Origin of the sequence: Achromobacter sp. PD1 (assembly GCF_048541815.1) — a bacterium.
GTDB classification, from domain to species: Bacteria; Pseudomonadota; Gammaproteobacteria; order Burkholderiales; family Burkholderiaceae_B; genus Achromobacter; species Achromobacter bronchisepticus_A.
Map to the genome: position 1 here is coordinate 2,438,802 of NZ_CP183349.1, position 25,797 is coordinate 2,464,598.

The window sequence follows — 25,797 nt, forward strand, 5'->3', positions numbered from 1 at the left end:
AATTGCGACGCGGCCCCGCGCTCAGGGCGGGGCCGTTTTCTTTATCGGACCGCCTTGGCCGGCGGCGCCGGCAACACCCCGGCGTCATGCACCGGCTTGCCGCCCAGCAGCGTGAGCACCGAATTGATGGCGTGGATCTGGTCCGCCGGCATCGTCAGGTAGGGCTGGTCCAGCACTGCCAGGTCGGCCAGCTTGCCAGCGTTCAGTTGACCGCGGTCGTCTTCGTCGAACGCCAGCCAGGCGGCCTGGCGGGTGTAGAGCGCCAGCGCTTCCTCCCGCGTGAGCAAGGCGCCGGGCTCGCGCAGCACCGTGGCGCCGATGGCGCGCCCCTGCACGTGGTACTCCACCGCCTGCCAGACCCCGGCCACGCCGATGCGGGTGGAATCGGTGCCGCCCGCGACCGGCAGGCCCAGGTCCAGCGCCGTGCGCACTGGCGGCGAATGCTGCTCCGTTCTCTTGGGATTGGCCGCGCGTATCGCCTCGCCCTCGAAGTACGGACCCATCTGCACCGTGTAGGCCAGCCCCAGGCGCGACATGCGTTCCAGCGTGCGGCGCGAGCCGGTGTTCAGGTGCGCGATCGACCAGCGCAGCGGACGCAGGTCGTGGTCGCGGCCGACTTCCTCGAACACATCGAGAATCGCGCTGGCGGCATCGTCGGTGTAGGCGTGGATCTCCAGCGGGATGCGGCGTTCGGCCGCGTAGCGGGCGATGCGGGCGAGTTCCTGGCGCGCTTCGGCCGGCGGCTTGAATCCCGGTCCCATGCGCACGCCGTCGTTCATGGCGGACACCAGGTTTTCGCCCAATCCCAGGAACGCGAGTTTGCCGTCGTCATGGCGCGGCGGGCGGAAGGCCATGATGTCGCGGAACCATTGTGCCTCGCCGCCTGCGCGCAGGGCCGAGATCCGGTAGCCCGCACGCACGGTGAGTTCGCCGCGGTCACGCAGCGCGTAGAGCGGCTCGTAGGCTTCAGCGGCGCCGGCCGATGGATCGATGAAGCCGGTCAACCCGCGCGCGTTCATGGCGCGCAGAAAGGTTTGCAGTCCGGCGGGACGGTCGGCGGTATGGCTGAGGCGGGCGAACAGCGCGTTGAACGGGCCGATGCCGCCCAGTAGCCTGCCGGTGGCGCGGCCTTGCGCGTCGCGCTCGACCGTGATGCCGTGCAGTTCCGGCGGCTGCGGGGCGTCCAGGCCCAGGGCTTCGATGCCGCGGCTGTTGAGCAGGGCGTAGTCGTACAGGTATTGGACATAGGCGGGATGCCCGGGAACCGCCTGGTCCAGGTCGGCGCGCGTGGGCGCGCGGCGCTCGAGGAATTGCCGCGGATGCCAGGATCCGACCACCGCGACCCAATGGTCGCGCGGACGTTGCGCGGCGTCGCGCGCCAGCCGGCCCAGCGCGTCCGCCAGGCTGGGCGCGTCATACCAGTAGGTTTCGAACGCATAGGTCTGGCCGCCGCGGATGGCGTGGATATGAGTGTCGATGAGGCCGGGTATCACCGTGCGGCCTTGCAGATCCAATTGGCGCGTGGCCGGTCCGACGTGTTGTTCGACATCGCCGTCCCCGCCCACCGCGACGATGCGTTCGCCCTGGATCGCGAGTGCCGTGGCGCGCGGCGCGGCGGGGTCCATGGTGATGATCTGCCCGTTGCGCAGCACCAGGTCGGCGTCGCGGCTGTGGGCGGCGCAGGGCAGCGCGGCTGCCAATGCGAGGACGAGCGCCGTGGTTCTTTTCATGTGTAGTCTCCGGTCGTCAAGGATGTTCAGTAGCGCCATAGCGCTTCCAGGCCAAAAAAATGGACGGTTTCGGCGCGGCCGGTATCGCGGATGAAGCTTCCAGGCCGGAACACCGAGTAGGCCGCTTCGAAACTCAGGTGGCGCGACACTTCCCAGCCCAGCACCACGTCGGCTTGCGTGCCGATGTAGCGCGCGCGGCTGGCGCCGGCCGGGCGCAGCAGATTGCCGGACACGCCGTACACGCCGTCCTGCAGGCTCTGACGCCAATAGAAGACCGCCGCGGTGCCCAGCGTCCAGCCGGAGCCCAGGTCCAGCGTGAGCGAAGGATGCAGATTGATGAGGTTGGAAGGGCCGATCAGGCCCGCTTCGCCGAAGTACTTGCCCTTGGGGAAGAAGACGGCAAAGGTCTGGAGCTTGGAATCGTCGGGATTGCGGTCGCCGCTGATGATGTTGGCCTTCAGCCCCAGGCGCGGCTGCAGCGGCGCGCCGCGGAAGGTGTAGCTCACATCGCTGGCGAGCGACCAGGCCCGCGCCGGCGCGCCGGCGAAGCTGCCGTATTGGTAGACCGCTTCCAGGTCCCAGCGCCAGGAGGCGCGCTTGCCGAAGTAGCGTGCGCCCAACGCATTGCGGGTTTCGGGGCCGCTGCCCTGGTTGTAGCTGGCCGAGTCGCTGGACAAGGACAGCAGGTAGGCATCCAGGCCGGTGTCGGCCAGGCCGCCGGGCGCGGACCAGGTGCCGTAAAGGCCGCCGAGCCTGCGCTGCGGGTCGGCGCGGTCACTGAAATCGTCGGGATCGTTGCGCACCGGGCGCACCAGGAAGCCGTCCAGGCGCAGCCCCTGGCCTGCCCAGCTGAGCGCGCCGCCGTCGAACGAGCGCAACACGTTGGGGCCGTAGCGCGCCGAGATCAGCCGTTCGCTGCCGTAGGCCATGACCTGGCGGCCCGCGCGCGCAGTCCAGGTTCCGGCATCGCCGGCAAGGGATATGTCGACGAAAGCCTGCAGCACGTCGCTGCCGGTGTCGTCGGGCGGTCCGATGGAGCCGGCGTCGCGCTCGGCATGGGTCAGATTCAACTGGCCGAAGGCGCGCACCTGCCGGCCCAGCCGCAGGTCGGCATAGGGCAGGAAACGGTAGAGCTGGTAGCCCTCGTCGGGCACGGTCGCGTCGCCGAATTCGTTGTTGCGGTAGCGCTCATAGCGGGCGCGCAGCTCGGCGCCCAGGGTCAGCGCGGAGGAGTCGCCCAGCCGGATCCACTTGCCGGCTTCGCCCCAGGCGCCGGTGCGTTTGGCGGGGTCGTCCAGGTAGCTGTAGTCCTCGGTATAACGCCAGGGATCGATGGGCGGCAGCGCGGGTTCGGCGGCCTGCGCGGCGCCGAATGCCAGCGCGGCCAGCGGAAGGATTGCGAATCTGTGGAAGTTCAAGTTGCCTGGGCTGCAGCCGGCGCATGCGGGCGTCGACAGCGGTAAAAGAAACCAGGCGGCAAGATAAAGTAAGGACTATGGCGTCGGTAGTCGCCATTTTTCGTCCTGGCTGTCCTGAAAACGGAACGCTGGGGCTTAGTCCTCCTGCAACTTCCCGAAGCGCTCCGCCAGATAATCCACCAAGGCCCTGACCGACGACAGCAGGCCGCGCCGGGATGGGAACACCGCGTGTATCAGTTCGCGGCGCGGCGCCCAGTCGGGCAGCAGCCGGACCAGCTGTCCCGCCTGCAACTGGTCCCGCACCATCATGGTCGGCAGCTGCACCACGCCCACGCCGGCCACCGCCGCGTTGCGCAGCGCAATCATGTCGGTGGTGATCATCCTGGGGGCCAGCGAAACCGTGGCTTGCTGCCCGTCCTGCTTGTATAGCTCCAGACGATAGGTTTGGTTGGGCGAGCCTAGCGCCAGGCTGGGCCATGCGCCCAAGTCGTCCGGGGTCGTGGGTTGGCCGCATTCGGCCGTCAGGGCAGGGCTGGCCACCAGGCTCTGGCCGCGATCCGACAGCACGCGCATGACCAGTTCGCTGTCCTCCAGCGGAGGCGGCCGCACGCGGATCGCCACGTCCACGGCTTCGCCCAGCACGTCAACGCGGCGGTTGGTGGCTTCCAGCTGTATCACCACGCGCGGGTACTTGATCATGAAGTCGGCAAGCATGCCGCCCACATGGGTATGCAGCAGGGCGATCGGGCAGGTCAGCTTGACCACGCCGCGCGGTTCGACCTGGGCCGCGTCTATCACTTCCTGCGCAGCTTCCGCTTCGGCCAGCATGGCCTTGCAGCGCTCGTAGTAGGTCTGGCCAATGTCCGTGACCATGAAGTGCCGGGTGGACCGCTGGATCAGCCGCACGCCCAGGCGCTCTTCCAGCAGGGCCAGCCTGCGGCTGAGGCGGGACTTGGGCATGCCGAGCGCGCGTCCCGCGGGTGCAAAGCCCTGGTGCTCGACGGTCTGCACGAAATAGAAGAGGTCGTTGAGATCCTGCATGGCATCCCTTTTGGTTCAAAAAATAGAACGCTGAAAGCAAAAAATGGGTCTTCCGCTAATTTTGTTCCATTTTTAATATTTGTGCAGCCATAAGGCTTCTGATTCGGCCACAAGCCGTCGACCTTCCAAATTAGGAGTACACCATGTCCGCACCCGCCAACTTCAACGGCCAACGTCCTGTCATCGACGCCGACGACGCCGTCATGCTGCTGATCGACCACCAGAGCGGCCTGTTCCAGACCGTGGGCGACATGCCCATGCCGGAACTGCGCGCCCGCGCAGGCGCCTTGGCGTCGATGGCCACGCTGGCCAAGATGCCCGTCATCACCACGGCTTCCGTGCCGCAAGGCCCGAACGGTCCGCTGATTCCGGAGATCCACGCCAACGCTCCGCATGCGCAATACATTGCGCGCAAGGGCGAGATCAACGCCTGGGATAATCCCGAGTTCGTTGCCGCCGTGAAGGCCACCGGCCGCAAGACGCTCATCATTGCCGGCACCATCACCAGCGTGTGCATGGCGTTCCCCGCCATCAGCGCGGTCGCCGACGGCTACAAGGTGTTCGCGGTGATCGACGCCTCCGGCACGTACACCAAGATGGCCCAGGAAATCACGCTGGCGCGCGTAGTGCAGGCCGGCGTGGTGCCGATGGACACCGCCGCCGTGGCCTCGGAGCTGCAGAAGACCTGGAACCGCGAAGACGCCATGCAGTGGGCCGAGGTCTATACCAAGGTGTTCCCGGCCTACCAGCTGCTGATCGAAAGCTACTCCAAGGCGCAGGAAGTGGTGAAGAACAACGAAGTGCTGGATTCGCAGCGCTGATCCGTTTGCGCCTCGGCGGCCTGATCCGGCCGCAAGCCGCCCGGATCAGGCCGCCACGCCATGCCGCTCGGCGATGCGTAGCAGCAAGGCTTCCAGGTCCTGAAGGATGGGCCGGTGGTCGTCCACCCGCCTGACCAGGGCCGAGGGCATGGCGGGCAGGTCTATCTCCACGAAGGCGATCTCGGGCGTCGCGTAGTAGCTGGCGGCGCGCTTGGTCAGCATCAGCAACCCTTCGCGCGTGTTCACCGCCGCAATGCCTTCGCGGATCGTGCGCACCACCGGGCCGTCGCCGATGGGCTTGCCCTTGGGCGTATGGCGCGGAAAGTGATAGTCCTGCCATTCCTGGTTGACCGATCCCGGCACCATGCGCACCAGCCGTTCCTCGGCCAGCAGCTCGGGGTCCAGCAGGGTCGCCGCGGCAAACGGATGATCCAGCGGGACGCACAGCATGCGCTGGTCCCGCAGCACGATGGGTCCATGGCACAGGCCGTCCGCGCCCAGCGGCAAACGGCAGAACGCGATGTCGACCGAGCCGTCCGCGACCGCCGCGTAGTGGGTGACATAGGTCAGTTCCACGAACTCCAGTTCCACGTTGGGATGCGCCGCCTTGAACTCCGAGACCAGCGGACGGTATAGCTCGTAGAAGCCGCCGCCCAGGAAACCGATGCGTAGATGGCGCGGCTTGCCCGCGGCCTGGCGCTTGCAGTCGTCCAGCGCGGCTTTCAGCATGACCACGGCGGGTCCCGCGCCCAGTTGCAGGGTTACGCCCAGCGGCGTTAGCGCCACCCGGCGGCTGCTGCGCTCGAACAAGGGGGCGCCCAGCGTCTTTTCCAGCGCCTTGACCGCTTCCGATACGGAGGACTGGCTCATGTGCAGCGCTTCCGCCGCGCGGCCGAAATGCAGCTTGTCGGCGACGGCCAGAAAACAATCGAATTGGCGTAGATCCATGGCTTCGGGGCGCATTGCGCGCGCGTAGTGGTCATTCTTATATCAATCGGAATTAACGATTGATGGCGTGAATAATAGCGCTTGTTCGCTCCAGGCCCGATGGGCAGAATTCGACCTGTTCACACAAGCTTAGCCCATTGATGGGCGATAAGGAGACAGGCATGAGTTCCTCTGTGCCAGAACGAACAGGCCTAAAAGGATCGGCAGAGCCGATTGAATTCCTGGTCGAAGGAGATCTGGTCCGCGGCACCTTCTACCGGCCCGAGCAGGCCAGCGGCCCGGTGGGCGCGGTCGCGCTCGCGCACGGCTGGTCCATGGTCGCGGGAGGCGACCTGGAAGAGTACGCGGCCGCGGTGGTGGCCCGCGGCCTGGCCGCGCTGACCTTCGACTTCCGCAATCTCGGCCGCAGCGAGGGCATGCCGCGCCAGGAGATCGATCCGCAGCGGCAGATCCAGGACTTCCGCTCGGCGATTTCCTATCTGCGCCGGCGTCCGGAAGTGGACCGCGAGCGTATCGGCATCTGGGGCAGCAGCTACAGCGGCGGCCATGCCCTGACGGTTGCCGCCATCGACCGGCGCGTCAAGTGCGTGGTCAGCCAGGTTCCCACCACCAGCGGGTTCTCGGCGGCGCAACGGCGCGTGCGCTACGACAAGGCGCAGGCGCTGCAGGCCGCGTTCGAAGCCGACCGCGAGGCCCGCGACGCGGGCCAGCCGCCGGCGACGCTGCGCATGGTCGATGCCGATCCCGACGCGCCGGTCGCGTATCCGGGCCCGGACTCCTACAACTACATGACGGGCGAAGCGCGCCGCTGCCCGAGCTGGGTCAATGAAGTCACGCTGCGGTCACTGGAACTGGCCCGCGCCTATGAGCCCGGCATGTATGTGCGGCGCATCGCGCCCACGCCGCTCCTGATGATCGTCGCCACCGGCGACGGCCTGACGCCTGCCGATCTGCAGCAGGACGCTTTCAACGCGGCCCATCAGCCCAAGGAATTGCTGCTGCTGCCCGGCGGCCATTACTCGGTCTACACGGAACATTTCGAACGCACCAGCAGCGCCGCGGCCAACTGGTTCGCGCGGCACCTCGGCCAAGACCAGCACGGATAAGAACATGACGACGACAATAATGATGGAGACACAGGACCGCCAACGCCGCCAGGCTTCGCTGCGCGCGGCGGCGGTGGGCAATGCCCTGGAATGGTTCGACTGGACCCTGTACGGCACGTTCTCGGCCTATCTGGCCATGAACCTGTTCGACCCGTCCGACCGCGGCTCGGCGCTGCTGGCCACGTTGGCCGTGTTCGCGGGGGGATTCCTGGCGCGGCCGATCGGCGGCTGGCTGTTCGGCCGCATCGGCGACCGCTACGGCCGCAAGTTCACGCTGGTCCTGACCATGTGCCTGCTGGCCTTGACCAGCCTGGCGATCGCGCTGCTGCCCACCTATGAGCAGGCCGGGGTGCTGGCTTCGGTATTGCTCTTCATTTGCCGCCTGATGCAGGGATTGGCGCATGGCGGCGAGTCCGGCGTGGCCTATACCTACGTTGCCGAAATCGCGCCGCCGGCGCGGCGCGGACTGTGGTCGAGTTCGGTGTTCGTCAGCGTGACCATCGGCGTCATGGCCGCGACCGCGCTGGCCGCCTTGCTGACGTCCTGGCTGGGCAAGCCCGCGATGGAAGCCTGGGGCTGGCGCGTGGGCTTTGGCGTGGGGGCGCTGTTGGGCGTCTACGCGCTGTTCCTGCGCCGCAGCGCGAGCGAAAGCGAGGTCTTCGAACACAGCGCGGCGCAGGGCGGCGCGCAGAAGGTGTCGGCGCGCCAGGCCTTGAAGATTGCGCGCAACATCGTGATGATCGCCGCGGCGTCCAACGCCACTTACTACACCTGGGTCACCTTCGCGCCGGCCACGGCCATCGCGACCAAGGGCATGGATCCGGCGGGCGCCTACACGGCCAGCCTGATCGCGCAGCTGGTGTGCCTGTTGTGGCTGCCCGTCTGCGGCTGGATGGCGGACCGCTACGGTCGCAAGCCCATCGTGATGGCCTTTGGCCTGGGCGTGGCGCTGGCAGTGTTCCCGGTGTCGCACATCGTGACCGACCAGCCCTGGACGCTGTTCGTGGGCCAACTGATAGGGCTGCTGGTCTGGGCGCTGCTGGCGGCGATCTTCCCGGCCGTGGTGGCCGAGCAGGTGCCTACCGGCGCGCGCGCCATGGGGGTGGGCTTCATCTCTTCGCTGTCGGTCGCGATCTTCGGCGGCACCGCGCCCTATATCAATGCCTGGCTGGGCGCCCAGGGGCTGGAATGGGTCTACACGGCCTATGTGGGGGCGTTGGGGCTGATGGCCTTTGCCGGCGCCTTCCTCATCAAGGAAACCGCGGGCATGGACCTCAACGACATCCGGTTGCCGGGCGATGAATCCGGCAATGCCGCCAACAAGGCCGCCAAGCGCGCGGCGTTCAACTGAACTTCAATCTTTCCATCATCACATGAGCAAAATGAACTATCCGGATCTGGCAGGGAAAATCGCGGTCGTCACGGGCGCCGGGGGCGGTATCGGTCGCGCCATGGCGGCGGCGTTCCGCCAGCAGGGCGCGACCGTGGTCGCCACCGACCTGGACCTTGAGGCGCTGTCGGGCGTGGACGCGGATTGCCGCCAGCTGGACGTCACGCAAGCGCAGGCGGTGCGCGAGCTGGCCGACGCGGTGGCCGCGCGGTACGGCGCGCTGGACGTGTGGGTCAACAATGCCGGCTTCATGGCGCGCATGCCCGCCCTGGACCTGGACGAAGCCGCCTGGCAACGCACCATGGACATCAACCTGAAAGGCACGTTCTTCGGCGCCCAGGCGGCCGCGCGGCACATGATTGCGCAAGGCAGCGGCGCCATCATCAACCTGTCCAGCTATGCCGGCGTCAAGCCGCGCCCGAATTGCGCCGACTACGCGGCGGCCAAGGCCGGCGTGGCCCATCTGACCCAATGCCTGGCGCTGGAGTGGAGCCCCAAGGGGCTGCGCGTCAACGCCATCGCGCCCGGTTTCATTGAAACGCCGATGAGCAGCTGGATGCACGCCGACGCCGCCACCTATGCCGAATACGTCGAGCGGCTGCCGGCGCGGCGCGTGGGCCAGCCGTCCGAGATCGCCGACGCGGCGCTGTACCTGGCCTCGCAGGCATCTGCCTATGTCACCGGCCACGTGCTGATGGTCGACGGCGGAGTCTCCAAGACATGAGCGACGGCAAAGATCTGGCGTCGTGGTGGAACGGCAAGGCGGCCGTGGTGACGGGCGCGGCCAGAGGGCAGGGCGCGGCCGAGGCGTTGCGTTTGCTGCAGGCCGGCGCGACCGTCTACGCGCTGGACGTCTTGCCCGAAGGCGACGCGACCTGGACGGAATTGCGCGCGGCGGCGGGCGCGGATGCCGAGCGGCTGCGCATCCGGGTGGCGGACGTGGCCCGCGAGTCCGATTGGCTGGCGTTGGCCGACGAGATTTCGCAGGCGGGCGTGCCGCTCTACGGTCTGGTCAACAACGCCGGCGTGACCCTGCGCAAGACCGTGACCGAGACCACGCACGCGGAATGGCGGCGGCTGCTGGACATCAATCTGGACGGGCCGTTCCTTGCCATCCGCAACCTGGCCACGCTGATGCCGCAGGGCGCGGCCATCGTCAATACATCTTCGACGGCCGGACTCACCGGCTACTTCAGCGCGGCCTACACCGCCAGCAAGTGGGCCTTGCGCGGCCTGACGCGGGCGGCGTCGCTGGAGCTGGCCGGGCGCGGCATACGCGTCAACACGGTATGTCCGGGTTTGGTGGAAACGCCCATGATCATGCAGCCCAATGCCGTGCATGACGCAGGCCGGGCGCGCCTGTTCTATGAAGGCAACCGCGACGCCACGCCGCTGTCGCGCGGCGCGGATGCCGACGAGATCGCGGCGGCGGTGATGTTCCTGTTGGGACCGGAGGCTTCGTTCATCACCGGCGCGGACCTGCCGGTCGACGGCGGCATGACGGGAGGGGGCGTGTACTGGCGGATCGGCAAGTCCACCGGCAATCTGTAGCGACAGTCCCGGGCCGCGGCCCGGGACTGGCCATTGCGCAAGGGCGCAGGCTTAGTGCTTGTCGCCATAGATGTTGCCGGCAATGCCGCCGGCGGCGGCGCCGATGGCGGCCCCGGTCCAGCCGCTGCCGCCCGCGATGGCGGCAATGCCCGCGCCGGCGGCCGCGCCGATGGCCGCGCCCGACAGCGTGCCTTGCTGCTTGGAACTCATGTTGGTGCAGGCAACCAGCGACCCCATCATGAGGCCTATGGCAATCGATCGGATGACTTTCATGGCTGACTCCTAGCGGGCGCGCTTGGCGGGAGCGGCGGGGGTGGCCGGCGCCGCGGGCGCGACGATTTCGAACCAGAGCGTTTCGACCACGGGGCGGTCCATCCGGGTCGGATTGGCGGCGTACCAGCTATCCAGCCGTTCGCGCACCGAATCGAGCGTATGGCTCTGTAAACCCTTGGCAAAGCGCGGGATCAGCGTCTGGTTGTCGGCCGGCGCGCGGCGCTGCTGATAGGCTTGCTCCACTTGGATGAGGTTCGCCATGCCCAGCAGGTAGGCCTTCTTCAGATTTGTGTCGGACTCCGTCCATTGCTTCCCGGTGACGATGGGCGCTGGATCGGAAGGCGCCGCCGTCACCGGCGCGGCGACCAGCAACGACAGCGCGAGCGCTACAGGACCTAACAGGTGTTTCACTTTCATCGCATCGCTCCTTGGAGGAACAAAAGACAGAAAAACAACCCAGTGACGCCATACGCGCCGCGCGCTTGCAAGGGCCGGGCGGCGGGCGACAACAATCAATGTAGGCTCGAAAGCAGGCCGGCGCAAGAGGCGCGGCGGACCGGTTCAGATTCCAAGATAGGCTTGCCGAACCTTGGGATCGGACAGCAGCGATTGCGCCGGACCGGAAAGCGCGATGCGGCCGGTTTCCATGACATAGCCGCGGTCGGCGCCCGTCAGCGCAAGGTGGATGTCCTGCTCCACCAGCAGCACCGTGACGCCTTCCTGGCGGATGCCGGCCAACACCTCCATCAATTGCTCGACCACCACCGGCGCCAGGCCCAGGCTCATTTCGTCGATCATCATCAGCGCGGGCGCGGCCATCAGCGCGCGCGCCATGGCGCACATCTGCTGTTCACCGCCGGACATGCTGCCGGCGAGCTGGCGGCGGCGCTCGGACAGCCGCGGAAAGTAGCCGTAGACGCGGTCCAGGTCGCGCGCGACGGCCGCCTTGCCGCGGCGGCGGTAGGCGCCCATGAGCAGGTTGTCCTGCACGGTCATGCGGTCGAACAGCTGGCGTCCCTCGGGCACCTGCACCATGCCGCTGGCGAAAGCCTCGTCCGGCGTGGCGCGCGACAGCTGGCGGCCGTCCATCACGATGCTGCCGGTGCAGGGCAGCACCCGCGACAGCGCCCGCAGCAGGGTGGTCTTGCCCGCGCCATTGCTGCCCACCAGCGCCACGATCTCGGCGCGGCGGACCTCGAGCGCAATATCCTGCAGCACCGGCAACTCGCCATAGTCGGCGCTCAGCCCTTCCACCTTCAGCAGCGGGGCGGCGGCGTCGTTCATGCGCGCCTCTTGCCCAGATAGGCCTGCACCACCTCGGGGTCGGCCAGCACCTCGTCGGGCGCGCCGTCCGCGATCTTTTCGCCGTGATGCAGCACCAGCAGCCGGTCCGACAGGCTCTTGATCGCCTTGATGACGTGTTCGATCACCAGCACGCTGATGCCGCTGGCGCGGACCTTGCGGATGACCTCGATGACTTCGTCGATCTCCACCAGGTTGAGCCCGGCCATGACTTCGTCGCACAGCAGCACCTTGGGCTGCATGGCCAGCGCCTTGGCCAGTTCCAGCCGCTTGCGGCCCGGCCCGCCCAGCTCGTCGGCGCGCTGTCCGGCCGCGCGGCCCAGGCCAACGAAATCCAGGCAGGCACGCGCCTGCTCGCGCGCCAGCGCCAGCTTGGGCTGGCCGCCGCCATGCCCGAACAAGGCGCCCACCGCCACATTGTCCAGCACCGACAGGCCGGGGAAGGGCCGCATGATCTGGAAGGTGCGGCCTATGCCCAGGCGGGCGCGCCTGTACGCCGGCAATGCGTCGATCGGCTTGTCCTGGAACAGGATCTCGCCCGCGGTCGGCGCCAGCGTGCCGCTGATCAGGCTGACCAGCGTGGTCTTGCCGGCGCCGTTGGGACCGATCAGGCCGAGGATCTCGCCCTCGGCCAGCGTGAAGCTGACCTGGTTCACGGCCACCAGCCCGGCGAAGCTCCGGGTCACGTTGCGCACGTCCAGGATCGGGTTCATAGCCGGTGCGCCCGTATGTTGTCGGTGAAATAGCGCCAGCCCGACTTGCGCGCGCGCCGCAGCAGGTCGGCCAGTCCGCGCGGCATCAGCACTACCGCCGCGACGATTACCGCGCCGTAGAACAGCCCCGCCACGCTGGTGATCTCGCTGGACAGCAGTTCCGATATGGCCGACAGCGAGAAAGCGCCCACCACCGGGCCGAGCACGGTGCCCGCGCCGCCGAACACGGCCATGATGATCATCTTCACGTTCAGGCTGATGTCGAAGGCGCTTTCAGGATCGAGGAAGGTGATCCAGTAGGCATGGATGCCGCCGGCCAGGGCGCTGAACACCCCCGAGATGGCAAACGCCGTCACCTTGTACAGCGTCGTGTTCACGCCCATGACGGCCGCGCCTTCCTCGTTTTCGCGGATCGCGATCAGGCCGAAGCCGAAGCGGCTGCGCGTGAGCCAGGCGACGGTAAGCGTGGCCAGCGTCAGCAGGCCCAGGGCCAGTTCGTAGAACAGCGGGTCGTTGTTCAGCGGCGGCAGCACCAGTCCGATGTTCTGCCCGGCCAGCCCGATGTTGGAGACGATGGCCGTCATGACCTGCGCCAGCGCCAAGGTGGCGATGGCGAAGTAATGGCCGCGCAGCCTCAGCACCGGCATGCCCAGCAGCACCGCGAAGACCAGGGCCAGCACGACGCCCAGCGCCAGCCCCGCGGCGAATGGCAGTTCCCACTGCGCCATGGCGATGGCCACGCCGTAGCTGCCCAATCCATAGAAGACGGAATTGCCGAAGGACGCATAGCCGGCGTATCCGCCGATGATGTTCCAGCCCTGGGCCAGCACCGCCAGCAACAGCGTGTTGATGCCGAACTGCACCAGCACGTCGGAGCCATACCAGGGCACGCCTGCCAGCACGGCCAGCGCCAGCAATGCCAGCAGCACGCGCGGCGTCTTCATGCCGCTCTGCCCAACAGGCCGCTGGGCTTGACCAGCAGCACCAGCACCAGGATGCCGAAGCTGGCCACATCGGCGTAGGTCGGTCCCAAGTACAGCGTGGTCAGCGATTCGACGATGCCCAGGAACAGGCCGCCCACCATCACGCCCAGCGGATTGTCCAGTCCGCCAATGATGGAAATGGCGAAGCACTTCGCCGTCAGCGTGGCGCCGATGTAGGGATTGATCTGCGAGACCGTGCCGTACAGGCCGCCGGCCGCGCCTGCCAACGCCAGGCCCAGGCCGAACGTCACCGCGTACAGGTGGCGCGGCTCCACGCCATAGAGCCTGGCGGCGACCAGATTCTGCGCGGTGGCGCGGATCGCGCGGCCCAGGCGGCTGTGCAGCAGGAACAGCCACATGCCCAGCGTGATGGCCAGCGCCACGCCAAAGGCGGCCAGCCGCGCCATGGGCAGCGTGACGGGACCCAGCGCATAGCTGTCGCCGGCATAAGGCGGGTTGATGGTGCGGAAGTCGGCCGAGAACGCCAGCTGCGCCAGATAGGTCAGCACGACCTCCAGGCCGAAGGTGATGAGCAGGGTGTTGAACATGGGCGCGCGCACCACCAGATTGAGCAACCCGCGCTGCAAGGCGTAGCCCAGCAGGAACATCGCGGCCGCCGTCAAGGGCAGGCCCAGGAAGGGATCGACGCCCGCGTCGTTGTACAGATACCAGGACGCGTACGCGCCCAGCATGATGAACGCGCCGTGCGCCAGGTTGACGATGTTCAGCACCCCCCAGACCAGCGCCAGGCCTTGCGCCATCACGGCATACAGCCCGCCGAGCAGTATGCCGTTGACGAGGATTTGCGCGAGCAGATCCATCGTGTCCTCCCGCCGGTCCTAGCGCGCGTTCCAGGCTGGCATCGGATACTTGGGCTGCGTGATGAAGCCCTTGGCGCCGTAGATCTCGGCCAAGCGGCCATCCTGCACCTGGATCACCACCTGAGGCAGGTCGATTTGCCCCTGGGCGTTGAAGGCGACCGGGCCGTACAGGCTGTCGAACCTGATCTTGGCCAAGGCGTCGCGCACCTTCTGCGGATTGGCGCTGCCGGCGCTTTCCATGGCGTAGACCAGCGCTTCGACGTCGGCCACGCCGGACGCCGCGTGATAGTCCGGGTCATAGCCGAACTTGGCCTTGTAGGCGCGGGCGAACTGCTCCGCGTCGCCGAACCAGCGGTCCTTCAAGGCCGCCGAAGGCAGCCATGCCGTCATGCCAAAGGCGTAATCCGCGTCGCGGCCCAGCGCCTTGCGGAAATCCTCCGACGGCACGCCCACGGTGAAGGAATACATCTTGGGCGCGACGGCCAGGCTCTTGGCCTGGCGCACGAAATTCAGGATCTCGGTTTCGTGTCCGGCCACCAGCACCGCATCCACGTTCTTGCTCTTGATCTGCGACAGCAGCGAGTTGAAGTCGGTGGCGTTGGTGCTGTAGCGCTCGTCCATGGCGATGGGCAGGCCCGCGGATTTCAGCAACGGGCGGGTGCCCTCGGCCACCGAGACGTCGAAGGCGTCATCCGCATACAGCAAGGCCACGCTGGCCGGCGCGGGCTTGAGCATCTTCAGCATTTCCACGGTGCTGCCGAAGTAGTTGCTGGCCGGCGCCAGCGTGCCGAAGATGTACTTGAATTTGCGCGAGAAAATCTGATCCGAGGCGCCGCCGCCCTGGACCATGGGCACCTTGTACTTTTCCGACACCGCCGAGTCGGCCAGCGCGAAATTACTGGCGAAGGGACCCAGCAACAGATTTGCCTTGTCCTGCGTGACGAGTTGCGTGTACTGCCGCACGCTCAGATTGACGTCCGACTGGTTGTCGTAGATCTTGAGCGCCAGCTTGCGCGTTTCGCCGCCGATCTTCACGCCGCCCGCGGCGTTGATCTGGTCCACCGCCATCTGGTAGGCATCGCGGTAGTAGCGGCCGGTGTTGGCGACGGGGCCGGTCAGTTGCACGGACGCGCCCAGCAGGACATCGGGCGCCGGCGCCGCTGCCGCGGCGGCGCTGTACAAGGCCAGCGCCAGGACGGGCAGGGCGAGCAATAGTCTCCGAGACATGATGATGTCTCCTGCAAGTTCCTATGCGGTCCATTTTCTGCCCATGCGTTTACGTCTACCTGAACCTCGGCAGGGGTCGGCGCTGGTTACATATTCTGACTAAGCTGATCAAATGAAACAGCGTTCCACCGCAAGCCGATTTGGTTGTACATATGGCAAGGGCCTGGAGCGGCCCTGACTGTCGCATTGGGCGGCATGACCCTCGATGCCCGACAGGCAGATAGAAGACAAATAAACCCGAGGAGGAGTCAATGCGTATGTTCAATCGCAGGGCCGCGGCATTCCTGGCGAGCGGGCTCATGGCAGTGCTGGCAGGCTGCGCGTCGCCCGGAGGCAAAAAAGAAACCGTCGATATGAAGGGGCTGTCCCAGCCCGTGGAGATCGTGCGCGACCGCCACGGGGTGTCCCACATCTACGCGCAGAACCAGGACGACCTGTTCTTCGCCCAAGGCTTCAACGCGGCGCGCGACCGCCTCTGGCAGCTCGACCTCTGGCGCCGCCAGGGCGAGGGCAAGATGGCCGAACAGTTCGGCCCGCGCTTTGTCGAGCAGGACCGCGCCGCGCGCCTGTTCCTGTACCGCGGCGATATGCAGGCCGAATTCGCCAGCTACCATCCGCAGGGCAAGGCGATCCTCACGTCCTTCGCGGCGGGCATCAACGCCTACATTGATTGGGTCAAGGCCAATCCCGAACAGATGCCGCCGGAATTCAAGCTGACCGGCACCGAACCCGGCTATTGGAGCCCCGAGACCTCGCTCATCCGCATCTACGGCCTGACCCGCAACCTCAGCGAAGAGGTGCGGATGGCGCAACGCGTCGCGGCGCTGGGCCTGAACGCCGTGCAGGGACTCAGCACCTTCGAGCCGCCCCTGGCGTTGCAGGTGCCCGCCGGACTGGACGTGCGCGACGTCGACAGCAAGGTCCTGGGGGACTACAACCTGGCGCGCAACGGCCAGAAATTCGTCGCCGCCGACTTCCCGCGCAGCCCGCTCGCGGCCGCGGAGCGCGAAAAGCTCGCGCAGGAATTGTCCGCCAACCTGCTGGCGTCGCTGGATCCTGCGTTCGACCCCATGGCGACCCGCTACGAGAGCAACAACTGGACCATGGCCGGGCAGCATACGGCCAGCGGCAAGCCCATCCTCGCGGGCGATCCGCACCGGTCCATCACCATGCCATCGCTGCGCTACATGGTGCACCTGAACGCGCCGGGCTGGAACGTGATCGGCGCCGGTGAACCGGCGCTGCCGGGCGTGTCCATGGGCCACAACGACCGCATCGCTTTCGGACTGACGATCTTCGCCTTCGGCGACGAGGAAGACCTGTACGTCTACGATACCAATCCCGCCAAACCGGACGAGTATCGCTACAACGGCCGCTGGGAAAAGATGCGGCAGGTGGACGAGTCGATCCCCGTGCGCGGGCAGTCCGCCGCGGTGCGCCAGCTGAAGTTCACCCGCCACGGCCCGGTGATTTACGTGGATCCGGTGAAGCGCAAGGCCTATGCCTTGCGCGCGGCCTACCTGGAATTCCCCGGAACCGCGGCCTATCTTGCCAGCCTGCGGCTGAACCAGGCGCAGAACTGGAACGAGTTCGTCGCCGGCATGGAGAAGCACTACACCCCCAGCGAGAACATGGTGTACGCCGACGTCGACGGCAACATCGGCTGGTTTGGCGGCAGCATCGCGCCGATACGCCCGCGCGCGGATTGGTCCGGGATGCTGCCGGTGCCGGGCAATGGCGAGTTCGAATGGCGCGGCGTGCTGCCCGGCAGCGCGCTGCCCCGCGCCTACAACCCGCCCGAAGGCTATATCGCCACCGCCAACGAATACAACCTGCCGGCCGATTACCGCTATAAGGACATGTCGGCCCGCACCTGGGCCGAACCCTACCGCGTGCAGCGCATACGCGAGGTGCTGGCCGACAGCAAGGGGCAGACGGTGCATAGTTCGCAGGCGCTGCAGTACGACAACCTGTCCATTCCGGCGCGCACGCTGACGGGCTACGCGAAGTCGTTGAATTCGGCCGATCCCGCGACGTCGCAGGCCTTGAGCATGCTGAAGGACTGGGATGCCCGCGTGGGAACGGAATCGCGCGCGGCGACCGTCTACGAGTTCTGGCTGCCCGAGGTCGTCAAGCGCGTGACTGAACTCTACGTGCCCGCCAACGGCCGCGCCGCCTTCGGCAATCTGTCCACCGCGAAAACGCTGGAGAAGCTGGCCACGCCGGACAGCGCCTTCGGCGCGCAGCCGCAGCAGGGCCGCGACGCGCTGCTGCTGCAGGCGCTGAACGACGGCCTGCAGAAACTGCGCGCCAAGCTGGGACCGGATTCCTCGCAATGGCAGTGGGGCAAGCTGCACCACATCCAGTTCGAGCACAGCCTGGCCGGCCTGTTGCCCGAGGCCACGGCCAATGCCTACGGCACGCCGCGCTATCCGGTCAGCGGCGACAACGACACCGTGCACCGCGCCACGTTCCGCGCCAGCGACTTCCGCCAGACCAGCGGCGCGTCGTACCGCCAGGTGATCGACGTGGCCGACTGGGACAACTCGCGCATGCAGAACGTGCCGGGACAATCCGCTGACCCGCGCAGCCCGTACTACCAGAACCTGCTCAAGGACTGGGCTACCGGCGAGTACTTCCCCATGGCGTTCAGCCGCGCCAAGGTGGATAGCGAGAAGGCCGGCACCCTGAATCTGCGGCCGGCTCAGCGCTGATTCAGGCCAGGCGTCCCGTGGAGCGCCGTTCGATCAGCGTGGCCTGGGTGATCGAACGGCGCGCAAACGCAGGCAGGCGAGAGTTATGCAACCTGAACTTTCCGCCTGCGGTCGCGCATGGGCGCGGCGGGCATGCCTTGCGCGGCTGAATTGACAAGGGTGCTTACCGACGGTTGCGGGCGCGGCGGGCCTGGCGCAGTTAAGGTTTCGGGGTCGTACGGAATTCCCGATCCAGGAGACTGAGGCCTCATGCATTCCACGCAATCCTACAAGACCGTTGTTCCGCGCCAGCCTGCGAGCCGCTCGCCGATGGGCTGGTTGCAGGAGCGCACGCAGTTCGTCCGGGCGCTGCTGTCCAATCCCGCGGCCATAGGCGCGGTGGCGCCATCCGGCCCGGCGTTGGCCGCGGCCATTACCGCTTGCATTCCGCCCGGCGCGGGCAAAGTCCTGGAACTGGGCTGCGGCACGGGCGTCTTCACCCGCGAAATGCTGCGCCGGGGCGTGGACCCGGCCAATCTGGTGCTGGTCGAACAGGACATGGCCATGAGCAGCAGCTTGCAGGCGCAGTTTCCGGAGGCGGCGGTGCTACGGGTGCCGGCGCAGGATCTCTGCCGCAAGCGCCATCCCGAAATGGATGGGATCGGCGCCGCCATCTGCGGCCTGCCGTTGCGCAATATGAGCCAGGCGCATCACCAGCAACTGCTGGCCGCCGTATTCGACGCGCTGCCGGCAGAGGGCTCGATGGCCCTTTTCACCTATGGGGTGCGCTGTCCGATATCCGCCAGCGTGCTGGAGGCCTGCGGCTTGATGGCCAGCAAGGTCAGGTTTGTGCCGCTGAACCTGCCGCCGGCTTCGGTCTACCGCCTGGTCCGGCAGGCGTAGGCGGCTGGCCTATCCAAACGGGCTAGGGCAGGGTATTGCAAATAACTAATTGACACGAAAAGATCGCTCAACCAACATCGCAGTCATAACTATTGGCGGCCTGGGACACGTGCGTGCGGGGTAAACAGCCACGTCGTAGCAGACCGGCAGGGTTCTGGAACACCAACGATTCCGGACCCCAACGAGGAGACTGCAATGCGTTCATCCCTGATCGAGAGCGCGGCGCGACGGCGCCTGTTGGCTGGCGGCGCCAGCGCCCTGGCCGCAGCAGGCCTGGGACGCGCGGCATTGGCCGCCGAGCAGAAAGCCGCGCCAGCCGCGGCTGCCGCACCGGCGCCGGCATCTGCCGCCAAGCCGCTGCCGGCTTATGCGGCCTGGAAGCAACCCGATGCGATGATCGTGCACAGCGCCAACACCATAGAGACGCGGCGCGAGGCATTCGGCAACGGGGTGGTCACGCCGCTGCGCCAACTCTACGTGCGCAACAATCTGCCGCCGCCTGACGAGTCCATCGTCGCCGACCGGGACGCATGGGTCGTCGAAATCGCCGGAGTGGCCAAACCGATGTCGTTGAGCGTGGGGCAATTGAAGACCATGGGCTTGCAGACTTTAGCCATGGTCTTGCAGTGTTCCGGCAACGGCCGCGGCTATTTCCCGAACAAGCCCAGCGGCACGCCCTGGCAGGTCGGCGCGGCCGGTTGCGTGATCTGGAGCGGCTTGCCGGTCAGCGTGCTGGTCGAGCACTGCGGCGGCATGGAGGCGGCGGCCGTGTTCATGACCGGAACCGGCGGCGAGAAGCTGCCTGACGGCCTGGATCCGAACATGGTCATGGTCGAACGTTCCGTGCCCAAGGAAGCGATGCGGGATGCGCTCTTGGCGTGGGAACTGAACGGCGAGCCGATCCCGCTGGCCCATGGCGGTCCCTTGCGCCTGATCGTGCCGGGCTACACGGGCGTGAACAGCGTCAAATACATCAAACGACTGGCCTTCACCGAAAAGGAAAGCGCGGCCGCGATCCAGCAGACCGGCTATCGCCTGGCGCCGCCGGGCCAAAAGGGAGACCCCAGCCAACCCTCGGTCTGGGCCATGGGCGTGAAGTCGTGGATCAATACGCCCAATCCGGCCGCCTCCACCTTGAAGGCCGGGCGCGTCGTGGTGCAAGGCGTGGCTTTTGGCGGCACCAACGGCATCAAGCTGGTCGAGGTTTCGATCGACGGCGGCAAAAACTGGCAGAAAGCGGAACTGGTCGGCCCGGATCTGGGGCGTTATGCGTGGCGCCAGTTCGCATTGCCGGTGGAACTCACGGCCGGCGAACATGTGCTCGTCAGCCGCGCGACCGATACCGAAGGCCGGGTGCAGGAAGAAGAACGTCCGCAGAATTCCGGCGGATACATCAATAGCAGTTGGCGCGATCATGCCGTGGCCGTGGTGGCCAAGGCATGAGGGAAACCGCGCTGGCGTTACCCAGGAAGCGAGCATTTGGCGCCGGATTATTGATCGCCTGCCTGCATGCCGGCGTGTTGGCAGCGGACCCCGACATGGAGGCGGGCCGCGCCTTGTTCGTCGGCGCGACGCCAGCCTGTGCGATATGCCATACCCTGAACGACGCCCAGTCCAGCGGCGCCATCGGCCCCAAGCTCGATGAGCTCAAGCCCGATGCGGCGCGCGTGGAGACGGCCATCCGCAACGGCATCGGCCAGATGCCGGCTTATACGAGCTTGTCGGATAAGGAAATCGAGGTGTTGGCGGCGTATGTGGCCAAGGCTACCGGCGCGCAGCAGTGAACCCGCCGGAATTGCGGCGGGAAAGCGCGAGACTCGAGCCTTAGGCGGCCGGGTTGGCCGCCCCTTCCAGAAAGAGCTTCTGCACCATCGACGCCATCCCTAGCGGCGCGATTTCCCCGCGCTGCGCGGCATCCATCGCCGCATACAGCAGATAGTCGTACGCCCTGACCAGCCACAGTGAAGGCACGTCTATGCGGAAGACGCCCGCCTTCTGGCCGTTCAGGAAGAAGGTCTCCAGCGCTTCCCCGTAGAACGACGGTATCGGTACGTTGGCGTCCTCGGTTCGCGCATCGATCACGCGGATCCACTCGGCGTGGTTCCAGAACAGGTAGTACTCCCGGCCCTGGACCACCGCTTCGGTCAGGCGCTGCAGCGCCGCCGCATGGGGTGGCGTCTCCAGGTCCGCCCGGGCCAGCGCATCCTGCAGGTGTTGGGTGGCCCGTTCCATGAGCAGGTCGATGACCCCCTCGCGGGTGGGCGATATCCGGTACAGCGTGGCCTTGCTGATCCCGGCGCTGCGCGCCAGCTGCTGCAGGTTCGCCCTGGGCTGTTGCGAGACGGACAGGGCCAATGCGCGAGCGAGTTTGTCGTCGAGGCCTTCAGACATGGGAGTTCTCCTGGCGACCGATGTTGATGAGTCTTTTTGAATTCAGTTGTGGGGAAAAACACACGCATAAAGTCTACTACGGATCTAAAGAGTCTAATCAAGTTCTAATGAATCTATATTGACTCATTTAAATCCAATAAGTACTATCGGGTCCTAGATCGCCTCAGCCTGAGGCGGCAATGGATGTCAGAGGACTACATGACCCGATTCAGAGCCAGCGCCGTGGCGCTATGCCTACTCGCCGTTCTCGCCGGGTGCGGCAAGCCGGAACCGCAAGCGGCGCAGGTGCCGCCCATCGAAGTGGCGCCGCTGGTCATTGCTCCCCGGCCTCAGGCGATCATGGTCGACCTGCCCGGGCGGATTTCGCCCGTGCGCGTGGCCGAAGTGCGCGCCCGGGTGGCGGGCATCGTCCAGAAGCGGCACTTCGAGGAAGGGGCCACAGTCAAGGAGGGCGATCTGCTGTTCACGATCGAGCCGGCGCCGTTGGATGCCGCGCTGGGGCGCGCACGAGCAGCGCTGGCGCGCACCCAGGCCCAGGTCAAGCAGGCCCAGGCCCTGGTCAGCCGTTACCAGCCGCTGGTGAAGATCGAGGCCGTCAGCCGCCAGGAATATGACGACGCCGTGGCCGCGCTTCAGACTGCGCAGGCCAATCAGCAGTCGGCCCAGGCGGACGTCAAGACCGCGCAGCTGGATCTGGGCTACGCCAGCGTGCGCGCACCCATCTCGGGCCGCATCGGCCGCGGCCTGGTGACCGAAGGCAGCCTGGTCGGGCAGGGCGAATCGACGCCCATGGCGCTGATCCAGCAGATCGATCCCATCTATGCGGACTTCCGGCAGCCCGTGAATGCGGTGCTCAAGCTGCGCGAGGCCGCCGCGGGCGGCCAGATGCAGGCGGGCGGGCAGGGCGAATCGGCGGTGAGCGTGCGCGTCGACGGCACGAACTACACGGCCCAGGGCAAGCTCCTGTTCTCCGACGTCTCCGTGGATCCGGGCACGGGCCAGGTGTTGCTGCGCGGCGAGTTCAGCAATCCCGACGGATTGCTGCTGCCGGGCATGTACGTGCGCGTCAGCGCGGAGCAGGGCAGGGACCAGAACGCGATCTTTGTGCCCCAGCGCGCCGTGATGCGCGGCGCCGACGGCCAGGCCAAGTTGTTGCTGGTGTCGGCCGAGGGCCAGGCAGAGGAGCGCGCGGTGCAGACCGGCGCGATGCAGGGTATGGAGTGGCAGATTACGCAGGGGTTGGCGGCGGGCGACAAGGTCATCGTGGACGGCGCCGCCAAGATCCCCGCCGGCACGCCCGTGACCGTCAAACAACCTTGAGCCCGGACGGATCACATCATGCCGAACTTCTTCATCCAGCGGCCCAACTTCGCGTTGGTCATCGCGATCTTCATTTCCCTGGCGGGCCTGCTTGCCATCTTTGCGCTGCCGGTGGCCCAATACCCCAGCGTTGCGCCGCCACAGGTGATCATCAAGGCGACCTATCCGGGCGCATCCGCCGAAGTCATCAATAACACCGTCATCAGCCTGATCGAGGAAGAGCTCAACGGCGCCAAGGGCCTGCTGTACTACGAGTCGCAGAGCAACAGCTCGGGCGTGGCGGAAACCACGGTGACTTTCGAGCCGGGCACCAACCCCGACCTGGCGCAGGTGGACGTGCAGAACCGCATCAAGCGGGTGGAGTCGCGCCTGCCCCAGGCGGTCATCCAGCAGGGCCTGCAGCTCGAGCAGGCCAGTTCCAGCTTCTTGCTGATCTACGCGCTGACGTACAAGGACGCCGGCAAGGACCAGGTGGGCCTCGCGGACTACGCCGCCCGCAACATCAACAACGAAATCCGGCGCGTGCCCGGCGTGGGCCGGGTACAGATGTTCGCGGCCGAACGGGCGCTGCGCATCTGGATCGATCCGGCCAAGCTGGTCGGCTACGGCTTGTCGGTAGATGAGGTCAACAAGGCCATCGCCGCGCAGAACGTCCAGGTCTCGGGCGGCTCCACGGGTGAACAGCCCAGTCCGGCGACGCAGGAAATCACCGCGAGCATCATGGTCCAGGGCCAGCTCACGAGCATCCCGGAGTTCGAAGGCATCGTGCTGCGCGCCAATCCGGACGGTTCCACGGTGCGGCTGGGCGACGTCGCCCGCATCGAGCTGGGACGCCAGGACTACCGCCTGTCCAGCCGTCTGAACGGCCAACCGGCGGCGGCCATGGGCGTGCAGCTCGCGCCCGGCGCCAATGCGCTGGAAACCGCCAAGGGCATCAAGTCGCGCCTGGCCGAGCTGTCCAAGAATTTCCCCAGCGACATTGAGTACAGCGTGCCGTTCGACACCTCGATCTTCGTCGAGGTGGCCATCTCCAAGGTGTTGATGACCCTGGCCGAGGCCGTGGTCCTGGTGTTCCTGGTAATGCTGTTGTTCCTGCAGAACTTCCGCTACACCCTGATCCCGACCATCGTCGTGCCCATCTGCCTGCTGGGAACCCTGGCGGTGATGCTGCCGCTGGGCTTCTCCGTCAACATGATGACCATGTTCGGCATGGTGCTGGCGATCGGCATCCTGGTGGACGATGCCATCGTGGTGGTCGAGAACGTTGAACGGCTGATGGCCGACGAGGGCTTGTCGCCGAAGGAGGCGACCATCAAGGCCATGGGGCAGATCAGCGGCGCGATCGTGGGCATTACGCTGGTGCTGGCGGCGGTGTTCCTGCCGCTGGCCTTCATGACGGGCTCCGTTGGCGTGATCTACCGCCAATTCTCGGTGTCGCTGGCGGTGTCCATCCTGTTCTCGGGCTTCCTGGCACTGACCCTGACGCCGGCGCTCAGCATCCTGTTGCTCAAGCCGATCGAGAAAGGGCACCACGAGAAGAAGGGCTTCTTCGGCTGGTTCAACCGCGTGTTCGCGCGCATGACCGAGCGCTATTCGGCCACCAATGCCCGCCTGCTGGCCCGCACCGGCCGCATGATGGTGCTGTATGTCGTCCTGGTGGGTGCGCTGGGCTACGTCTATACGAGCCTGCCGTCGGCCTTCCTGCCGACCGAAGACCAGGGCTATATGAACACGGACGTGCAGTTGCCGCCGGGCGCCACGCTGTCGCGCACGCTGGAAACGACCCAGCAGCTGGAAGGCTACCTGGACACACGCCCGGCGGTATCGGACGTGCTGACACTGCAAGGCTTCAGCTTTTCCGGCCAGGGCCAGAACGCGGGCCTGGGCTTCGTGATGTTCAAGGATTGGGCCCAGCGCGGCAAGAGCGAGTCGGCCATGGCCGAGGCGGACCAGGCCAACCAGGCCCTCGCGGGCGTTCCCGACGGCGTGCTGTTTTCGGTGGTGCCGCCGTCGGTGGAAGGCATGGGCAATTCCTCGGGCTTTGCGCTGCGCTTGCAAGACCGTGCGGGCCTGGGCCGGGAAGCCTTGCTGTCGGCGACTGAGACCCTGATGAAAAAGGTGTACGAGAATCCCAAGGTCTTCTCCTACATCCTGATCGAGGGCCTATCCGACGCGCCCGAGCTGGACCTGCGCATCGACCGCAGCAAGGCCGAGGCCCTGGGCGTGTCGTTCGACGCCATCAACTCGGCGCTATCCACCGCGTTCGGCTCGGCGCTGGTCAACGAGTTTCCCAACCAGGGCCGCATGCAGCGCGTCATCGTGCAGGCCCAGCCCGAAAGCCGCGATACGCCGGAATCGGTGGCCAAGCTCAACGTCCTCAACCGTGCAGGCGAACTGGTGCCGCTGGAGTCCTTCAGCGAGATCGGCTGGAAGCACGGCCCGGTCCAGTTGATCCGCTACAACGGCTACCCCAGCATCAAGCTGATCGGCGATGCCGCGCCGGGCGGCAGCACGGGCGAGGCGATGAAGGAAGTCGAACGCCTGATCTCGGAATTGCCTGCCGGCATCGGCTTCGAGTGGACCGGCCTGTCGTTCCAGGAAAAAGCCACGGGTTCGCAAGCCCCCATGCTGCTGGCGCTGGCGCTGCTGGTGGTGTTCCTGGTGCTGGTCGCGCTGTACGAAAGCTGGAAGATCCCCGCGTCGGTGCTGCTGATCGTGCCGGTAGGCGCGCTGGGCGCGGTGGCGGCGGTGATCGTGGCCGGCTTGCCCAACGACGTGTATTTCAAGGTGGGGCTGGTGACCATCATCGGGCTGGCGGCCAAGAACGCGATCCTGATCATCGAGTTCGCCAAGGACCTGCATGAGCAAGGCCGCTCGCTCAAGGAGGCCGCGATCGAGGCCGCGCGGCTGCGGTTCCGTCCCATCGTGATGACCTCGGTCGCCTTCATCCTGGGCGTGGTGCCGCTGGTCATCGCAACGGGAGCGGGCGCCACCAGCCAGCGCGCCATCGGCACGGGTGTGCTGGGCGGCATGCTCAGCGCCACCATCCTGGGCGTGCTGTTCGTACCCGTGTTCTTCGTCTGGACGCTATCCGTGTTCAAGCGCCGCAAGGCGCAGCCCGCGCCTGGCCAATTGGCGACCAACCAAGCAGGTGAAAAGTGAAAGC

The 25,797-nt window shown here is 66.6% G+C and carries 23 protein-coding genes; 11 read left to right on the plus strand and 12 right to left on the minus strand.

Annotated elements, in window-relative coordinates:
- Positions 1-41: 41 nt before the first annotated feature.
- From ACM1PE_RS11495 to ACM1PE_RS11505, 3 genes are all read right to left on the minus strand, one after another.
- Positions 42-1,730, minus strand: a complete 1,689-nt coding sequence (locus tag ACM1PE_RS11495) for an amidohydrolase (protein ID WP_419343318.1) — start codon at positions 1,728-1,730, stop codon at positions 42-44.
- Positions 1,731-1,756: 26 nt separating this feature from the next.
- The gene (locus ACM1PE_RS11500; protein ID WP_419343319.1) at positions 1,757-3,148 is read right to left on the minus strand and encodes an alginate export family protein; all 1,392 of its coding nucleotides are present in this window, start codon (positions 3,146-3,148) and stop codon (positions 1,757-1,759) included.
- 135 nt (positions 3,149-3,283) lie between these two features.
- On the minus strand, positions 3,284-4,189 hold the full coding sequence (locus ACM1PE_RS11505) for a LysR family transcriptional regulator (RefSeq protein WP_419343320.1): 906 nt from the start codon (positions 4,187-4,189) through the stop codon (positions 3,284-3,286).
- A gap of 143 nt (positions 4,190-4,332) precedes the next feature.
- Here ACM1PE_RS11505 and ACM1PE_RS11510 point away from each other — a divergent pair, with 143 nt between their 5' ends.
- Complete coding sequence (locus ACM1PE_RS11510) at positions 4,333-5,010, plus strand: hydrolase (protein WP_054454449.1); 678 nt, start codon at positions 4,333-4,335, stop codon at positions 5,008-5,010.
- Positions 5,011-5,055: 45 nt separating this feature from the next.
- On the opposite strand, the gene ACM1PE_RS11515 is transcribed toward ACM1PE_RS11510, so the two are convergent.
- The gene (locus tag ACM1PE_RS11515) at positions 5,056-5,958 is read right to left on the minus strand and encodes a LysR family transcriptional regulator (RefSeq protein WP_419343321.1); all 903 of its coding nucleotides are present in this window, start codon (positions 5,956-5,958) and stop codon (positions 5,056-5,058) included.
- Between the two features lie 161 nt (positions 5,959-6,119).
- On the opposite strand from ACM1PE_RS11515, the gene ACM1PE_RS11520 reads away from it, so the two are divergent.
- The 4 genes from ACM1PE_RS11520 to ACM1PE_RS11535 are packed head-to-tail and all read left to right on the plus strand — an operon-like array spanning position 6,120 to position 10,005.
- On the plus strand, positions 6,120-7,064 hold the full coding sequence (locus ACM1PE_RS11520; RefSeq protein ID WP_306632689.1) for an alpha/beta hydrolase: 945 nt from the start codon (positions 6,120-6,122) through the stop codon (positions 7,062-7,064).
- A 22-nt stretch (positions 7,065-7,086) separates the two neighbouring features.
- Entirely contained in the window at positions 7,087-8,415 is a 1,329-nt protein-coding gene (locus ACM1PE_RS11525; protein WP_419343829.1) for an MFS transporter, read from the plus strand.
- Positions 8,416-8,437: 22 nt separating this feature from the next.
- Entirely contained in the window at positions 8,438-9,178 is a 741-nt protein-coding gene (locus ACM1PE_RS11530; protein WP_223283325.1) for an SDR family NAD(P)-dependent oxidoreductase, read from the plus strand.
- Positions 9,175-10,005: an SDR family NAD(P)-dependent oxidoreductase gene (locus ACM1PE_RS11535; RefSeq protein WP_419343324.1), complete on the plus strand. Its 831-nt coding sequence runs from the start codon at positions 9,175-9,177 to the stop codon at positions 10,003-10,005. Before ACM1PE_RS11530 ends, ACM1PE_RS11535 begins: the two co-directional genes overlap by 4 nt.
- A 51-nt stretch (positions 10,006-10,056) precedes the next feature.
- Here ACM1PE_RS11535 and ACM1PE_RS11540 read toward each other — a convergent pair whose 3' ends face one another.
- The 7 genes from ACM1PE_RS11540 to ACM1PE_RS11570 form a co-directional block, all read right to left on the minus strand.
- Complete coding sequence (locus ACM1PE_RS11540; protein WP_013393765.1) at positions 10,057-10,278, minus strand: YMGG-like glycine zipper-containing protein; 222 nt, start codon at positions 10,276-10,278, stop codon at positions 10,057-10,059.
- A 9-nt stretch (positions 10,279-10,287) separates the two neighbouring features.
- Complete coding sequence (locus tag ACM1PE_RS11545; protein WP_118933094.1) at positions 10,288-10,695, minus strand: hypothetical protein; 408 nt, start codon at positions 10,693-10,695, stop codon at positions 10,288-10,290.
- A gap of 144 nt (positions 10,696-10,839) precedes the next feature.
- Positions 10,840-11,562: an ABC transporter ATP-binding protein gene (locus ACM1PE_RS11550; RefSeq protein WP_419343325.1), complete on the minus strand. Its 723-nt coding sequence runs from the start codon at positions 11,560-11,562 to the stop codon at positions 10,840-10,842.
- Complete coding sequence (locus tag ACM1PE_RS11555; RefSeq protein WP_118933093.1) at positions 11,559-12,293, minus strand: ABC transporter ATP-binding protein; 735 nt, start codon at positions 12,291-12,293, stop codon at positions 11,559-11,561. Before ACM1PE_RS11555 ends, ACM1PE_RS11550 begins: the two co-directional genes overlap by 4 nt.
- Positions 12,290-13,237, minus strand: coding sequence for a branched-chain amino acid ABC transporter permease (locus tag ACM1PE_RS11560; protein ID WP_419343326.1), 948 nt, complete (start codon positions 13,235-13,237; stop codon positions 12,290-12,292). Before ACM1PE_RS11560 ends, ACM1PE_RS11555 begins: the two co-directional genes overlap by 4 nt.
- A complete protein-coding gene (locus ACM1PE_RS11565; protein WP_419343328.1) occupies positions 13,234-14,097 on the minus strand; it encodes a branched-chain amino acid ABC transporter permease in 864 nt (287 codons plus the stop codon). Before ACM1PE_RS11565 ends, ACM1PE_RS11560 begins: the two co-directional genes overlap by 4 nt.
- Positions 14,098-14,115: 18 nt before the next feature.
- Positions 14,116-15,324 (minus strand): amino acid ABC transporter substrate-binding protein, encoded by a 1,209-nt coding sequence (locus tag ACM1PE_RS11570; protein WP_251880174.1) that lies wholly within the window; start codon positions 15,322-15,324, stop codon positions 14,116-14,118.
- A gap of 299 nt (positions 15,325-15,623) precedes the next feature.
- Here ACM1PE_RS11570 and ACM1PE_RS11575 point away from each other — a divergent pair, with 299 nt between their 5' ends.
- From ACM1PE_RS11575 to ACM1PE_RS11590, 4 genes are all read left to right on the plus strand, one after another.
- A complete protein-coding gene (locus tag ACM1PE_RS11575; protein WP_419343831.1) occupies positions 15,624-18,038 on the plus strand; it encodes a penicillin acylase family protein in 2,415 nt (804 codons plus the stop codon).
- A gap of 249 nt (positions 18,039-18,287) precedes the next feature.
- Positions 18,288-18,920: a class I SAM-dependent methyltransferase gene (locus tag ACM1PE_RS11580; protein ID WP_059379772.1), complete on the plus strand. Its 633-nt coding sequence runs from the start codon at positions 18,288-18,290 to the stop codon at positions 18,918-18,920.
- Positions 18,921-19,115: 195 nt separating this feature from the next.
- Entirely contained in the window at positions 19,116-20,363 is a 1,248-nt protein-coding gene (locus tag ACM1PE_RS11585) for a sulfite oxidase (RefSeq protein ID WP_059379773.1), read from the plus strand.
- The gene (locus ACM1PE_RS11590; RefSeq protein ID WP_059379774.1) at positions 20,360-20,704 is read left to right on the plus strand and encodes a c-type cytochrome; all 345 of its coding nucleotides are present in this window, start codon (positions 20,360-20,362) and stop codon (positions 20,702-20,704) included. Before ACM1PE_RS11585 ends, ACM1PE_RS11590 begins: the two co-directional genes overlap by 4 nt.
- Positions 20,705-20,744: 40 nt before the next feature.
- Here ACM1PE_RS11590 and ACM1PE_RS11595 read toward each other — a convergent pair whose 3' ends face one another.
- Positions 20,745-21,311 carry a TetR/AcrR family transcriptional regulator gene (locus tag ACM1PE_RS11595; RefSeq protein ID WP_059379775.1) on the minus strand — a complete coding sequence of 189 codons (567 nt, stop codon included), beginning with the start codon at positions 21,309-21,311 and terminating at the stop codon, positions 20,745-20,747.
- A gap of 198 nt (positions 21,312-21,509) precedes the next feature.
- Here ACM1PE_RS11595 and ACM1PE_RS11600 point away from each other — a divergent pair, with 198 nt between their 5' ends.
- A complete protein-coding gene (locus tag ACM1PE_RS11600; protein ID WP_419343329.1) occupies positions 21,510-22,631 on the plus strand; it encodes an efflux RND transporter periplasmic adaptor subunit in 1,122 nt (373 codons plus the stop codon).
- A gap of 18 nt (positions 22,632-22,649) precedes the next feature.
- Entirely contained in the window at positions 22,650-25,793 is a 3,144-nt protein-coding gene (locus tag ACM1PE_RS11605) for an efflux RND transporter permease subunit (protein WP_306632686.1), read from the plus strand.
- The last annotated feature ends 4 nt before the right edge of the window (positions 25,794-25,797 follow it).

What these genes read in the sequence shown, in the direction of transcription:
- ACM1PE_RS11495 (WP_419343318.1), bottom strand. Translation starts at nt 1,730, where the DNA reads ATGAAAAGAACCACGGCGCTCGTCCTCGCATTGGCAGCCGCGCTGCCC.
- ACM1PE_RS11505 (WP_419343320.1), bottom strand. Translation starts at nt 4,189, where the DNA reads ATGCAGGATCTCAACGACCTCTTCTATTTCGTGCAGACCGTCGAGCAC.
- ACM1PE_RS11510 (WP_054454449.1), top strand. Translation starts at nt 4,333, where the DNA reads ATGTCCGCACCCGCCAACTTCAACGGCCAACGTCCTGTCATCGACGCC.
- ACM1PE_RS11515 (WP_419343321.1), bottom strand. Translation starts at nt 5,958, where the DNA reads ATGGATCTACGCCAATTCGATTGTTTTCTGGCCGTCGCCGACAAGCTG.
- ACM1PE_RS11520 (WP_306632689.1), top strand. Translation starts at nt 6,120, where the DNA reads ATGAGTTCCTCTGTGCCAGAACGAACAGGCCTAAAAGGATCGGCAGAG.
- ACM1PE_RS11525 (WP_419343829.1), top strand. Translation starts at nt 7,087, where the DNA reads ATGGAGACACAGGACCGCCAACGCCGCCAGGCTTCGCTGCGCGCGGCG.
- ACM1PE_RS11530 (WP_223283325.1), top strand. Translation starts at nt 8,438, where the DNA reads ATGAGCAAAATGAACTATCCGGATCTGGCAGGGAAAATCGCGGTCGTC.
- ACM1PE_RS11535 (WP_419343324.1), top strand. Translation starts at nt 9,175, where the DNA reads ATGAGCGACGGCAAAGATCTGGCGTCGTGGTGGAACGGCAAGGCGGCC.
- ACM1PE_RS11540 (WP_013393765.1), bottom strand. Translation starts at nt 10,278, where the DNA reads ATGAAAGTCATCCGATCGATTGCCATAGGCCTCATGATGGGGTCGCTG.
- ACM1PE_RS11545 (WP_118933094.1), bottom strand. Translation starts at nt 10,695, where the DNA reads ATGAAAGTGAAACACCTGTTAGGTCCTGTAGCGCTCGCGCTGTCGTTG.
- ACM1PE_RS11550 (WP_419343325.1), bottom strand. Translation starts at nt 11,562, where the DNA reads ATGAACGACGCCGCCGCCCCGCTGCTGAAGGTGGAAGGGCTGAGCGCC.
- ACM1PE_RS11555 (WP_118933093.1), bottom strand. Translation starts at nt 12,293, where the DNA reads ATGAACCCGATCCTGGACGTGCGCAACGTGACCCGGAGCTTCGCCGGG.
- ACM1PE_RS11560 (WP_419343326.1), bottom strand. Translation starts at nt 13,237, where the DNA reads ATGAAGACGCCGCGCGTGCTGCTGGCATTGCTGGCGCTGGCCGTGCTG.
- ACM1PE_RS11565 (WP_419343328.1), bottom strand. Translation starts at nt 14,097, where the DNA reads ATGGATCTGCTCGCGCAAATCCTCGTCAACGGCATACTGCTCGGCGGG.
- ACM1PE_RS11570 (WP_251880174.1), bottom strand. Translation starts at nt 15,324, where the DNA reads ATGTCTCGGAGACTATTGCTCGCCCTGCCCGTCCTGGCGCTGGCCTTG.
- ACM1PE_RS11575 (WP_419343831.1), top strand. Translation starts at nt 15,624, where the DNA reads ATGGCAGTGCTGGCAGGCTGCGCGTCGCCCGGAGGCAAAAAAGAAACC.
- ACM1PE_RS11580 (WP_059379772.1), top strand. Translation starts at nt 18,288, where the DNA reads ATGCATTCCACGCAATCCTACAAGACCGTTGTTCCGCGCCAGCCTGCG.
- ACM1PE_RS11585 (WP_059379773.1), top strand. Translation starts at nt 19,116, where the DNA reads ATGCGTTCATCCCTGATCGAGAGCGCGGCGCGACGGCGCCTGTTGGCT.
- ACM1PE_RS11590 (WP_059379774.1), top strand. Translation starts at nt 20,360, where the DNA reads ATGAGGGAAACCGCGCTGGCGTTACCCAGGAAGCGAGCATTTGGCGCC.
- ACM1PE_RS11595 (WP_059379775.1), bottom strand. Translation starts at nt 21,311, where the DNA reads ATGTCTGAAGGCCTCGACGACAAACTCGCTCGCGCATTGGCCCTGTCC.
- ACM1PE_RS11600 (WP_419343329.1), top strand. Translation starts at nt 21,510, where the DNA reads ATGACCCGATTCAGAGCCAGCGCCGTGGCGCTATGCCTACTCGCCGTT.
- ACM1PE_RS11605 (WP_306632686.1), top strand. Translation starts at nt 22,650, where the DNA reads ATGCCGAACTTCTTCATCCAGCGGCCCAACTTCGCGTTGGTCATCGCG.